General features: G+C 43.8%; 13 protein-coding genes. 9 read left to right on the forward strand and 4 right to left on the reverse strand.

Annotated elements, in window-relative coordinates:
• Window positions 1–13 precede the first annotated feature (13 nt).
• Window positions 14–2,044 (reverse strand): methyl-accepting chemotaxis protein, encoded by a 2,031-nt coding sequence (locus IX91_RS07770; RefSeq protein WP_004749503.1) that lies wholly within the window; start codon window positions 2,042–2,044, stop codon window positions 14–16.
• Between the two features lie 85 nt (window positions 2,045–2,129).
• Between IX91_RS07770 and IX91_RS07775 the strand changes: the two genes are divergently transcribed.
• Entirely contained in the window at window positions 2,130–2,645 is a 516-nt protein-coding gene (locus IX91_RS07775; protein ID WP_004744054.1) for an NlpC/P60 family protein, read from the forward strand.
• Window positions 2,646–2,649: 4 nt separating this feature from the next.
• Here the strand turns inward: IX91_RS07775 and IX91_RS07780 are convergent, their stop codons facing one another.
• Window positions 2,650–2,994, reverse strand: coding sequence for a DUF3802 family protein (locus IX91_RS07780; RefSeq protein ID WP_004744053.1), 345 nt, complete (start codon window positions 2,992–2,994; stop codon window positions 2,650–2,652).
• Window positions 2,995–3,335: 341 nt separating this feature from the next.
• Here IX91_RS07780 and IX91_RS07785 point away from each other — a divergent pair, with 341 nt between their 5' ends.
• Both IX91_RS07785 and IX91_RS07790 read left to right on the forward strand, forming a co-directional pair.
• Complete coding sequence (locus IX91_RS07785) at window positions 3,336–4,202, forward strand: fructosamine kinase family protein (RefSeq protein ID WP_004748961.1); 867 nt, start codon at window positions 3,336–3,338, stop codon at window positions 4,200–4,202.
• Between the two features lie 246 nt (window positions 4,203–4,448).
• Complete coding sequence (locus IX91_RS07790; protein ID WP_004748960.1) at window positions 4,449–4,652, forward strand: CPXCG motif-containing cysteine-rich protein; 204 nt, start codon at window positions 4,449–4,451, stop codon at window positions 4,650–4,652.
• Between the two features lie 45 nt (window positions 4,653–4,697).
• Here IX91_RS07790 and IX91_RS07795 read toward each other — a convergent pair whose 3' ends face one another.
• A complete protein-coding gene (locus IX91_RS07795; protein WP_004748959.1) occupies window positions 4,698–5,306 on the reverse strand; it encodes a riboflavin synthase in 609 nt (202 codons plus the stop codon).
• A gap of 152 nt (window positions 5,307–5,458) precedes the next feature.
• Between IX91_RS07795 and IX91_RS07800 the strand changes: the two genes are divergently transcribed.
• Complete coding sequence (locus IX91_RS07800; protein ID WP_004748958.1) at window positions 5,459–6,829, forward strand: MATE family efflux transporter; 1,371 nt, start codon at window positions 5,459–5,461, stop codon at window positions 6,827–6,829.
• Window positions 6,830–6,890: 61 nt separating this feature from the next.
• On the opposite strand, the gene IX91_RS07805 is transcribed toward IX91_RS07800, so the two are convergent.
• Window positions 6,891–7,742 (reverse strand): DNA ligase, encoded by an 852-nt coding sequence (locus IX91_RS07805; RefSeq protein ID WP_004748957.1) that lies wholly within the window; start codon window positions 7,740–7,742, stop codon window positions 6,891–6,893.
• A gap of 304 nt (window positions 7,743–8,046) precedes the next feature.
• Between IX91_RS07805 and IX91_RS07810 the strand changes: the two genes are divergently transcribed.
• The 5 genes from IX91_RS07810 to IX91_RS07830 are packed head-to-tail and all read left to right on the forward strand — an operon-like array spanning window position 8,047 to window position 12,824.
• Window positions 8,047–8,367 (forward strand): STAS domain-containing protein, encoded by a 321-nt coding sequence (locus IX91_RS07810; protein WP_004748956.1) that lies wholly within the window; start codon window positions 8,047–8,049, stop codon window positions 8,365–8,367.
• Window positions 8,368–8,400: 33 nt separating this feature from the next.
• A complete protein-coding gene (locus IX91_RS07815; RefSeq protein ID WP_004748954.1) occupies window positions 8,401–9,240 on the forward strand; it encodes an OmpA family protein in 840 nt (279 codons plus the stop codon).
• On the forward strand, window positions 9,227–11,320 hold the full coding sequence (locus IX91_RS07820) for an SLBB domain-containing protein (RefSeq protein ID WP_004748953.1): 2,094 nt from the start codon (window positions 9,227–9,229) through the stop codon (window positions 11,318–11,320). The genes IX91_RS07815 and IX91_RS07820 overlap by 14 nt, the downstream gene beginning before the upstream one ends.
• Window positions 11,320–12,015: a P-loop NTPase family protein gene (locus IX91_RS07825; protein ID WP_004748952.1), complete on the forward strand. Its 696-nt coding sequence runs from the start codon at window positions 11,320–11,322 to the stop codon at window positions 12,013–12,015. Before IX91_RS07820 ends, IX91_RS07825 begins: the two co-directional genes overlap by 1 nt.
• 8 nt (window positions 12,016–12,023) lie before the next feature.
• Window positions 12,024–12,824 (forward strand): phosphate/phosphite/phosphonate ABC transporter substrate-binding protein, encoded by an 801-nt coding sequence (locus tag IX91_RS07830; RefSeq protein WP_004749502.1) that lies wholly within the window; start codon window positions 12,024–12,026, stop codon window positions 12,822–12,824.
• Window positions 12,825–12,829: the final 5 nt, after the last annotated feature.

Raw genomic sequence — 12,829 nt, forward strand, 5'->3', positions numbered from 1 at the left:
CAATTTGCTCTAATTAAACTGCGTATTTGTGTAACATCGATTGTTGTTGACCTGCTATTTCAGCCACTTGCTGGGAGTTTTCCACCATAGACTCAAGTTGCAGCTTGGTACTACCACCCTGCTCAGAAACGCGAGTAATAGACTCACTGACATGTGCAGTTGCTCGCTCTTGTTCCTCTGTTGCAACAGAGACTTGTTCAACGCGCGCTTTGATATGTTCAACTGCCGTTTCTATCTCCGCAAACGTCGTTTTTACCAACTCACTCGATTCCAAGGCGTTCGCCATTTCTTGTCTTGATTCTTCAACCGCCACACGAGAACGCTCGGCCGCTCCAACCAGTTGGTTCATACGATCTCGAATATTGGTTGTTTGGTTCGATGTATCGCTGGCCAGTTTGCGCACCTCATCTGCCACTACAGCGAAACCTCTGCCCTGCTCCCCAGCACGCGCAGCCTCAATCGCCGCATTCAAAGCCAGTAGGTTGGTGTTTTCTGCGATCCCAGAGATCAAGTCGACCATTTCGCGAATCTGTCTAACACGCTTATCTAGCTCTACCATTGAGGACTCATTCACATTCAATGTCGTTTCCAAAGCCTGTAAACGGGCTTGGTTCTCTTCTATTGCTGTTACGCCTTGGCTCGATAGTGCAACTGCCGATTTTGATTCTTCATATGACTCGGCCGTAATGGTTGAAATTTCACGAATCGAAGCTTCAAGTTGGTTAACGGTAGTGACCATACTTGCTAAAGAGTCATTTTGTTCACTTAAGCTATTGTTTGATTCCTCTGCCGCTCCATGGCTAATTTCTGCGGTTTGATAAAGGGTTTCACAATTACGTGTCACTGTCGAAATTGATTCGTTGGTTGAAATCATTACTTGGTTCAGCTTTGAGGCAATCTCTTTCATTTCCAGTGGGCCGAGTAATTTCGCCTTACCCGTAAGATCGTGATTGGTCATCTTATTTAAGTTGCTTAGGATGTTGCTCAACCCTCGGTTAATCCAGTGCTTGAGAGAAAGCCACGCAATGAGAATGACGACAACCAACAGTACCCCACTAACCAACAGCACAACCGTTATTGTCTCCATGGTGCCAGTCACGACACTCTGGCTGTCATCAATAAGTGCCTCGGCAGTCGATGAGATTTGGTTTAACGTCGCGATGACTTGATTTGCTGTGATGACAACGTCTTCAACTTGCTTAGACTGTGTCGTAACTAATTGCAGCTTGGAAAGGATTTGGTCAACGATGCCATCTTTACCAAAGCCTGATAACACCATATCGTAACCAGCCGTTAAGCTCGCAAAATCCACGACATCAGGGTGCCACTCTTTAAAATCATCGTAGGCTAAATTCACCCCAGCTAAGCGATTTTTCATTTCACGATATTCATCTTGAGCTTTTGACAGATCAGATTGCATCATCAGCTGAACAAACGAGCTTTCCATAGAGCTTACATTAGCGATAAATCGGTTAGCCGCGTCGGCTGACTCGGGGTTGTCACCGACAAGAAAAGAGCTTATTCGATTCATTTCTGGGCCTACAGATCCGAGCCCATAACGAAAGCCATCCATTTCTGCGTCAATTTTTTCCTGCCTAGTCAGGATGTCTTGCTGCGTACTCATCACACTTGCGCTCAATGCGTTGAGTGATTGAATTGAATCCAAAAGCTGATCGGTCTGCTGAGTCGAAATGGTCTGACTCAAACTAGAGGATACATCAAGAATTTGTTTGGTAAGCTGCGCAATGTTTGACCCTAGTGAGGTGATTTGCTGTCGAATATCCTCAAGCGTTTGGTTGTCTTGGGTTTGCGTGACATAACTCAACTGCTTTGCTTGTTCCAATATGTTTTGAGTTAACTGCGCATTGGTCATCGCGAGTGGTAATGCTTGTTCAGATAAACCAGAAAATTGTAAGTGAATTCGTTCTAAGCCCTTAATGCTCGTGACAGAAAGTAAAATCACCAGTAAGGTAATCGTTATAAACACCGCACTGATTGTATGTATCAGCGATAGTTTGAGTTTGCCTTTTTTCAGAGTGTCCATTTAGAAACAAGGTCCTAGTACTAGAGTTATCAGTGAGGCATATTATGTCTGTATTGTTACGCTTAGATTTCAACGAAGGTTATTAATGAAGCATCTAGTTTTTAGTGCGAGTCACTTCAAAACGGCTCTTTTATGCCTAGCCATTGCGGGTTGCAGTAGCCAACCCAAACCTGAATTTAGTACACAACACAGCGCTGCGCTGACGGCACAAGAAGAGATCACAAAAAATTCATTACTGGATGTTTATAAAGTCTGGAAGGGTGTGCCTTACCGCTTGGGTGGCTCGACCTTAAGTGGCGTTGATTGTTCAGCGTTTGTCCAAACAACCTACAAAGATGCTCTAGGACTACAGTTGCCACGCACCACATTAGCGCAAGTTAAGTTAGGAAATGAAATTGATTATTCAGATGCGCATGTCGGTGACTTAGTCTTTTTTAGAACGGCACCGAAGGTCAGACATGTAGGTGTGTATATCGGCAACAAGCAGTTTATGCATGCATCGACATCGAAAGGGGTAATCATTTCAAGATTGGATAACCCTTATTGGGCTTCAAAATATTGGCATTTCAGACGAGTCACCTACTCGCCTGAAATGAACTGAATCACTAATCGTATTTAGCAACCGCTGAATCAAATAAATTCTTAACTAAGGCGATATACTCGTCCAAAAAGCCAATCTGTTCGTTGGTTGCAGGTTTTGCCCAAACACCAGCAAGGACTTCACCTAAATCTTCAACGACTGAGTCTGCTTCTTTTAGTAGTTGGAAGCGAACACTAGAATGCAATTCCGGGTTTTGCTCAAAGATCGCCATAATGTTGCTCGCGACCATATCAGTAACGACATCTTCCACGCTTTCCGTCCCGATATCGCCATCTTCCGATGCGAACACATCCAGATTAAAAGCCAAATGCTCAATTAAAGCCAAGTAACCATCGGTTTCAACAACCACAGCCCATCTCCGTTATAAATTATGTCGTTGACTAACATCTTTAATACTAAGTCATATCAATCGATATATACAACCAAAGTCGAATAGGTTGCTGACTTCCTGCACAAATTCAGTAAAACGCCTTCGTTAAAACTAGCATAGGATCAATCTTAATGACGTTTAAAATGGCTTAACAAGTAGAATTTCCACTAAAGTAATAAACTCTTAGTGGAGCGAGCTCACATTTTTACGCTGCTAGTTGTTAATACGTCTAAATGATTGAATTTTTTGCACTATGAATCAGTATTCATTCCAAGCTTCTTCTACACTATTAGCAAAGCAACGAAATTCTAGGATGATTTATGTGGCAGGCCATTTCTAAGCAGCTTTCCGAAACCTTGATGTTTTCTTATGACATTGTAGAAAAAGAAAAAGTCCAAGGTGGTGATATTAGTGATTGCTATATGGTTTCAGACGGTGAGCAACGCTACTTTGTAAAACTCAACAAGCGAGATTTTCTGCCTAAGTTTGATATAGAAGCGGAAAACATCCGTATATTGCGCGAAAGTAACACCGTTTTTGTCCCTGAGTTAATCCTTACAGGCAAGTCCAAAGAACACTCTTTTATCATTCTCAACTATTTACCTACTAAGCCTCTTGATGACAGTAAGAACAGTTATGCGTTTGGCCAGCAATTAGCCCGCTTACATCAGTGGGGCGAGCAAAAAGAGTATGGTTTCGACCAAGACAACTATATCGGTGCTACTCTCCAGCCTAACAAGTGGAACCGCAAGTGGTCTCGATTTTTCTCAGAACAACGAATCGGTTGGCAACTCCAACTGCTGAGAGAAAAAGGCATCAATCTCGTCGATATCAACGAGTTTACCCAACTAGTCCATGATAGATTAGCTAACCACCAACCTAAGCCTTCATTGCTCCACGGCGACTTATGGCATGGCAATGCTGCAAATTCTGTATTTGGCCCTATTTGTTATGATCCAGCGTGTTATTGGGGCGATCGTGAGTGTGACATTGCAATGACCGAGTTATTCGAAGGGTTCCAACCGGAGTTTTATCAAGGTTATGAAAGTGTTGCTCCGTTAGACTTTAGCTACAGCGAACGAAAAGACATTTATAACCTTTATCATGTGCTCAATCATTACAATCAATTTGGTGGTCACTATTTGGACCAATCAGAAAGACTGATAAAGCAAATACTTTCATACTAAATATAAATACTTCAATATTTACAATTGGTTACCACCTCTCAATTTATTCGTTGTCAAATATTTTCACTATCAATAGTGAAGTACGGGGCAACGAATTTTTGTTTTCCTTACCTAAATCATGTTTTGTACTTAATTCAGGTCTAATAGAAACTTCTCCGCTTAAGATTAAAGTGTCTACAGGGGCTCTCCTTTCTAGTAAGGAGGCAGTTAGGCACTGGTTTTCGATGAGTTGTAAGGAAAGAAGTTATGCGAAAATATACAGAGAAGATGGTTTCATGCCCTCACTGCGGACATTCAATTGGAATTACATTAGATGCTTCAAACGGTAGCCAAAATTTTTACGATGACTGCCCAGCATGTTGTCACGCGATTCACTTAAGTATGACGGTTGACGAGCAGATGGATAAAATCGAACTCCTCGTGGATGCAGATGACGAACAGATTTTTTAAAAAAGCGCCGTAAGGCGCTTTTTTTAAGTCAATGGAATAAAAGCATTAAACCCTACTTGCTAATACTCGCTCTACAGTATCAACAATTGCTTGAGTTTGAGGATCAAACTCAACATTAATCTTATCCCCAATTTTTCGTTGACCAAACAGTGTTCTTTCTAACGTTTCTGGAATTAGGTGGACCGAGAAACGGTTCTCTTCAACTTCACCAATGGTTAAAGAACATCCATCTAGCCCGATGTAGCCTTTGGCTAGCACATATTTGATCATTTCAGCTGGGATACTAAACCAAATAGTTCGGTTGTTAGGCGTATCAATAACGTCAACGACCTCTCCCATCAATGAGATATGACCAGACATAGAGTGCCCACCAATCTCATCGCCAAATTTGGCAGCACGCTCAATATTCACTGAGGCCCCGACTTTGAGCTCGCCGAGATTGGTCAGTGCTAATGTAGCCTGCATAAGATCAAAGTCGAGCAAATCACCATTAATCTTGGTCACTGTAAGGCAACAGCCATTGTGAGCAACTGAAGCACCGATGGTTAATCCCTCACCCATTTCCTGCGATAGCTTAACTGTGTGAGTCTGAAATTTTTCTTTTCTCTCTATGGCAATGACTTCCGCCATTCCCTGAACAATTCCTGTGAACATCAATCATTTCCGCGAGTTTTTGATGGTGCTTAGTGTGACATTTCTTTATCATCACGCACAATCATTTTCTCTTTTGTTCTCACGTTTCAATCACAAGAGATAGTCATTCGAACAACTTGTCATTGTTATTATCTAGTTTTGGAGTTTCCCTTTTGCATCGCTATAAAACAGAAGCCAATACATTAATAAAATTAGCGACCCCTGTACTTATTGCTTCAGTAGCACAAACAGGTATGGGCTTCGTCGATACGGTAATGGCCGGCGGCGTGAGTGCTACCGATATGGCCGCCGTTTCGATTGCTGCAAGCATTTGGCTACCTTCTATCTTATTTGGAGTCGGGCTATTAATGGCGTTGGTGCCCGTTGTTGCCCAACTTAATGGTTCCGGTAGGCAACATAAAGTGCCATTTGAGATTCAACAAGGGATCGCAATGGCTTTGCTTATTTCGGTGCCTATTGGCGCGGTGTTACTGCAAACCAAATCCATTTTGGGATTAATGGACGTTGAGCCATTAATGGGGCAGAAAACCATCGGCTACATGCACGCCGTGATCTTCGCAGTACCCGCCTTTTTGCTATTTCAAGCTTTGCGCAGCTTAACCGATGGTATGTCTCTAACCAAACCCGCGATGGTGATTGGGTTTATTGGTCTTTTGCTTAATATTCCCCTTAACTGGATCTTCGTATACGGTAAATTTGGTGCGCCTGCGTTAGGCGGTGTTGGCTGTGGTGTCGCAACCGCTATTGTTTATTGGGTAATGTTCGCGATGTTACTGTTTTATGTCATGACATCCGAACGTCTTGCTAAAGTAAAGGTATTTGAGCGATTCCATAAGCCAGACATTAAAGCTCTGATTCGTTTGTTTAAGCTTGGGTTCCCAGTCGCAGCCGCAATGTTTTTCGAAGTAACCCTATTTGCGGTTGTCGCTCTGCTTGTTGCACCACTGGGGCCATTAGTGGTTGCGGCGCATCAGGTAGCGATTAACTTTTCATCCTTGGTGTTCATGTTACCAATGAGTGTTGGCGCTGCCACTAGCATTCGTGTCGGGCACCGCCTTGGTGAAGCAAACGTAGAAGGCGCAACAATTGCTTCAAGAGTCGGTCTGCTAGTTGCAGTCGCATTGGCTCTAATCACCGCCCTACTAACTGTACTGTTTAGGGAGCAAGTCGCTCTACTATACACAGATAACAAAGCCGTCATTGAGTTAGCACTTCAGCTTCTTCTATTAGCAGCCGTTTATCAGGTGACGGATGCCGTGCAAGTTGTCGCGGCAGGCGCGCTGCGTGGATATAAAGACATGGCTGCGATATTCAATCGTACTTTCATTGCCTACTGGATTCTTGGCTTACCACTTGGCTATATCCTTGCGATGACAGATTGGATTGTTGAACCAATGGGCGCTCACGGATTCTGGATGGGCTTTATAATTGGTCTCTCCGCAGCGGCAATTATGCTTGGTATTCGTTTACGCTGGATGCACAGGCTAAGTGATGAAGTTCAACTTGAGCTAGCGTCAAAATAAAACAAGAAAAGGCCCACATAATGGGCCTTTGATTTATCTGATATTCGCTTTGTTGGCTTCACTACTCTGGTCGCTCTCTCATGTATCTCGCAAATCTAGGCAAACCACTACTGGTGTAGCCGTTATAGCGGAAAGTGATTTTTGAACCAATCTCAGGTGGATTCATTCTCTGTACATCACTAAAGCCACTACCTATGTAGAACTGCTCTCCTGATTCAAGCTGTACAAGTAAAGCCCCCATCTGTCCTTTATACTTGCCATTGCCAACTTTATAACCAATAACGAGCGCTTCCGCATCCTGATGCTTTTTCAGTTTTAATAAATCGCTGCTGCGACCTGCTTGATATCGACTACATATCTTTCGTAGCATTAACCCTTCACCTTTTGAGCTATCGACAGAATCCAGATAACTAAATAGCTCTTGCTCATCCAAAATCGGCGTGTGTTCGATGTAACGAATATGATCGCGTTCAAGTGAATTGACTAAATGCACTAGATTGAAGTAGCGCTTCTTATAGTCGCCAGCAGAGTGCGGGACATCAAACAGCATAAACTTAATTTTTTTCCAACTGGCATCGTTGGGAACCTTATCTAACACTGTTTGCTGAACTAAATGAAAATTCCCACGCCCCGCCCACAACTCTCCTTCTAGTGGGTAGTCTGGCAGCGCCTCTGTAAACCAGTGCGGTGCTGATATCGGATTTCCATTTCGTGTAATCAGCTTATTACCATTCCAAATCGCACGAATCCCGTCTAGCTTTTCACTTTTCCAGTAATCTGATACATCTATGTTTGCCTCGTATGAGGCGGCAAGCGTTACTGGCAAAAAATCCGCAGCGACGTCTCTTGCTTGTGCTGTTCCCATCATTGCAGACATTACACTTACAGCGACTAGCGACAGTCTGATGTTCATATCATTTATCCATAATCAACAATGGATAAATATTTACCGATATGCAGCGTGACGAGCAAGAATGGTGACTAACCCGTTCGAGTGATCTCTAACTGTGAGTTAAATAATGGAACACGTTATTACATTGAAAAATGACTAACTTACCACTCATCTCACTTTCATACTTTTGCTTGTCATTTTGAGATTATGAATTTCTCATTTTGAGAAAACAACACAACCAAGTCATAAGTGACTGATATTTAATGATTTAAAGTTTGGCACATTATCTGCTCTATACATATCAACACACTGAGGAGATAAGATTATGGAACTTCGTAAAATTGAAACTAACGACACAATCGTAACTTGGGTAATTAACGGCAATCTAGATGCAGACGGTAGCCGACATGCCCAGCCACACATCGACGAGATTCTTGCGGAGAACTCTTCTCGTGAAATTGAAATCGACTTCAGCCAAGTTCAATTTCTCGATTCGTCTGGCGTTGGCGCTATCGTTTACCTCTACAAACGTCTTGTCGAACGTCAACGCAATATGCGCATCGAAAACGTCTCTGGTCAACCATTAGAGATTATGAACTTGCTCAGAATTAACCAAGCTATACCGGTTAACTCTCAAACTCACTAATAAAAATAATAAACACTAACAAAGGACGTTGGCATGAACTTCTCTATCAAACACATAGCCCTAGCTGTATCTATAGCATCCGTTGTTGGATGTTCTAGCTACCCAGAAGAAGGGCGTGGCGGAATGGGTGAAAACTACATTCAATCCAATTTCACCCCTGTTATGCCGGATGAACCGCTTGGCCCTGAACACGGTCTGCGTTTCGACTGGCAACTGACAAAGCTTCATCTAGATTCGCTCATTCGAGAAGGGGCTCGTTGGTGTTTTCCAGCTGCTGTTGTACAAGCACTTGAGAAACAAAACCGAATTGCCCGAGAGCTGGAAGGCGGCCTTCTGTTAGATGCAGCCAATGATATTGTCATCCAGCGCAAACGACTTAACGAGCTTGAGCTGCAACTCGACTACGTTACCTCGCAAGCCAAATGTGTACCGCCAATGGATGAAAACGCATTCCAACAACGCTTGGCGATGATAGACAAATTGTACAACCTGCTTAATGTCGACAACCAATTCGCATTCAATTCAACGGAAGTGAATCCTAAGTACATGGGACACTTGGCACGCGCAGCGAACATTTTGAATGAAAATAATAGCCTCAATCTTAAAGTCACTGGTCATGCAGATTCTGTTGGCGATGTTCAGTACAACCAAAAACTGGCCATGGGTCGAGCTAAACAAGTGAAACGTTATCTGATTATCTTCGGATTAAACCCATCAAGAGTTGAGACTCAATCCGTGGGTGACACGCTTCCTCTTTATGATGGCGAGTCAGAAGGTGTACGCCTAACCAACCGCCGAGTAAGTATTGAAGTGGTTGATACACAAGAACAAGCTGAGCAGCGTTTGCAAGGAGGTTACAATGAAATGGACTAACTATATCGCCCTATTCCTACTGACCTCACTTTGCTCTTTTGCCCAAGCAAATGAAGAACGTGTGCAGATTGGCGACCTTATCCAAGTTAACCTTCCTGGGGAGTCATCATTAAACAAAGGCTTCCAAGTTGATAAACGTGGCCGAATTACACTACCTGAAGTTGGCGCTCTGTACGTCGCAGGTTATAGCGAACCTCAGCTAGAGCAAGCGGTAAAGGATGCGCTAGAAAAAGTGTATCGTGATCTCTCCTCTGCTTCTGTTTACATCGCTGAGCAACAAATCCTTATCTCCGTGCAAGGCTATGTCAACTCGCCGGGCGAATACACTTTATCTAAAACCTCTGATATCCAAATGGCGATTCACGCCGCAGGTGGTCTTCGTGCCGGTGCCCAGTTAAACAACCTTTTCATTAAACGCGGCAAAGATAAGATCAAATTTAACTATAAAACCTTTCTAGACACGGGTGATGAGACCCTACTCCCTGAACTTGAGTCACTTGATACCATCTTTATCCCGGCGTCTCCGCTTGTGGGTAATATTGAGCAGGAGTTTGACGCTAACAAACTGGCTAATGCTGGTGACAGCGCTGATGGTCGAACAGCGATTAAAGTGTTTGGTGAGGTTAACGCGCCGGGTTCATTCAGTTTCAAAGCAAACACGGATCTGGTTGATGTCATCATGCGTGCAGGTGGTGTAACTCGCTATGCATCTGTTGAACAAATCCGAGTCATTTCTGATAACACACCTAAGCTATTCAACCTTAAAACCTACCTTGATAGTGGTGATGTATCGCTATTGCCAACCCTCACACCAGGCACAACGATCTTCGTTCCTAAACAAGAAGAAGAGATCAAAGCGGGCGCTAACGTTGTTTACATCATGGGTGAAGTAGCAAGCCCTGGTGCTTATGAAGGCAAAAAGAACGCATCGTTCATGGATATTCTCGCTAATGCAGGTGGCCCTACGCGTTATGCAGAATCTCGCCAAATTCGCGTAATCAAAGCTGACGGGAAAGTGATCAAATTCGACTTAACTGCATTCACCGAAGGTTTAACTCGTAAAAGTCCACCAGCTATAGGCCCTGGTGACGCGATTTTCGTCCCTGAAAAAACCGATATGAATGAGAAATCATGGCTGAAGATTGCACCTAGCCGCGCTGTAAGCGTTATCGGCGAAGTGGTTCGCCCAGGTCGTGTAGAATGGTCAGATGAAATGGATCTAATGGACCTTCTCTCTCATGTGGGTGGCCCTACACTACGCGCTGACACCTCAAAAATCGAGGTCGTAACAGCGGGTAACAAGTTACATATCTTTAATCTGGACGAGTTCATTTTAAACGGTGCACCTAATAGCGAACTGCCAAACATATCTGCCGGTGCTATCGTTCGCGTGCACGATCTTCCACAAGATCCATCGGATAATAAGTCTCAATGGGTACGTCAGAGCTCAGATGCCTCTATCTATGTATTTGGTCAAGTGAATGCACCGGGTCGATACCGCTTTACCAAAGATATGCACTTCCTCGATATTTTGTCAGCCGCGGATGGCCCAACCAAAGACGCTGATATTCATAACATCCGTATTACCCATCGCGATAAAACCTATTCAAAAGTGAGCAAACTTAACCTGTCACTTTACTTTGAAACAGGAGATGAAAGCCTGCTGCCAAATGTGACTATGGGTGACACTATTTACATCCCTGAAAAAGACAAAATCTGGCTAGACCGCTCGAAGGAATCAACGGTGCGTGTACTAGGTGCAGTCAATAACCCAGGCCGATATGTCTTTGACGATAACATGACAGTGCTGGATCTACTCGCGGAAGCTGGCGGTCCGTCAGAGCGTGCCTATCTAGAGAAGATCTCGATTGTGAACATGTCTTGTTGTCAGGGACAAGCGAGAACATTTGACCTGATTGATTTCAGTAAAACGGCAAACATTTACAAGCTTCCCGTGTTGCGTGCTGGCGATACCATCTACGTGCCAGATCGCAACGAAAGCTTCCTTGAAAAAGCGCGTGTTGGTTTAGAAGACATTTTGCGCCTAACGACAACCATCGTTCTAATAGGAGCACTGTAATGATTATTCCAGCGACACATACAGAAATTGAGCAGATATACCTAACAGCAGAGATGAGCGAATGCCGTTCCCTTTGCATCACGGCATGCCAATCAGGTGACGGCGTCACATCCGTAGTTGCAGCGCTTGCAGAAAGATACTTGCTTGCCGGTCACAGAACCTTAGTTGTCGATCTTAATACCTTTCATCCCGCTTTCGAGTGTATAGACATTGCACCTAGCGATGATGACAACGTAGGCCTGCTAGTTGAACATGCCTCAACACATCAAATGTTTACCGGGTTAACGGTACCTAACAACCAATCTGCCCTTCTGGCTTACAAAGACCCTGCGCAGTTGCAAAATGCCGTCACTCAATGGCTAACGCAATATGACCGCGTGATTTGCGATACCTCTCCATTGCTGCATATCAACAGAGGTAATATTCCTGCACAAGTTGTCGCGAGTGCCTGTGACCAGACAGCTCTCGTAATCATGGGTGGGAAGACTTCTTCAGGCCAGCTAGAAAAAGCATTGCAACTTATAAATAACCCATCGATATCACTACTTGGCTCAGTGCTAAACCTAAAACAGCAAGCAACACTCGCACAAGAAATGGTTCGCGAATTGAATCGACTTAAATTTATACCTAAGTCTTGGCGCGACAAGTGGGCAAGTAAAATCTTAACTAACGAGTTTCTGGCCCAGTCAGCATAGGAGTTTCTATGAGAACAACGACACTTTCTCTATCTACCCTCTTGCTATCAACGGCTACCTTAGCTGATACACTCACATTTGGTGTTGTCCCTCAGCAATCAGCAAGTAGGCTTGCCAAGCAATGGGGACCATTAGTAGACACTCTCAAAGAGCAAACAGGTTACGAAATTACTTTCAGTACAGCGCCAAATATTCCAGAGTTTGAGAAGCGTTTGTCTGAAGGTGAATATGATTTGGCTTACATGAATCCTTATCACTACACCGTTTTTAGCCAAGTCAGTGGGTATAGAGCGATAGCAAAAGCCAAAGACAAGCGGATAAAAGGAATCATTGTCGCGAGAAAGTCGAATGACTATCAATCGCTTGAAGATTTACAAGGTCAAACTCTTGCTTTTCCCTCCCCAGCAGCTTTTGCGGCTACTGTCCTAACTCAAAGTGACTTAAAAAATGCCGATGTTGAATTCGAATCGGACTATGTCTCTTCACACGACTCAGTCTACCTCTCGGTTGCGAAAGGTTTCTATCCTGCAGGTGGCGGCGTGATGCGGACATTCAACACATTGCCAGACGTCGTTAAGTCGCAGTTGGAACCAATCTGGATCACTAAGCCTTATACCCCACATGCTATCGCTTACCATCCCAGGCTAAGAAATGACCAAGCCAATGCCATTCAGGCTGCGTTAGTTTCACTGCAAAATACGTCCCAAGGTGGACAGCAGCTCAAATCTTTAAACATAAAAGGATTTGAGCCAGCTAGCGATTCAGATTGGGATGACGTAAGAGCACTAAATATTAAGATACTTGAGTAACTGGA

It is taken from the genome of Vibrio tubiashii ATCC 19109 (genome assembly GCF_000772105.1).
Classification (GTDB): Bacteria; Pseudomonadota; Gammaproteobacteria; order Enterobacterales; family Vibrionaceae; genus Vibrio; species Vibrio tubiashii.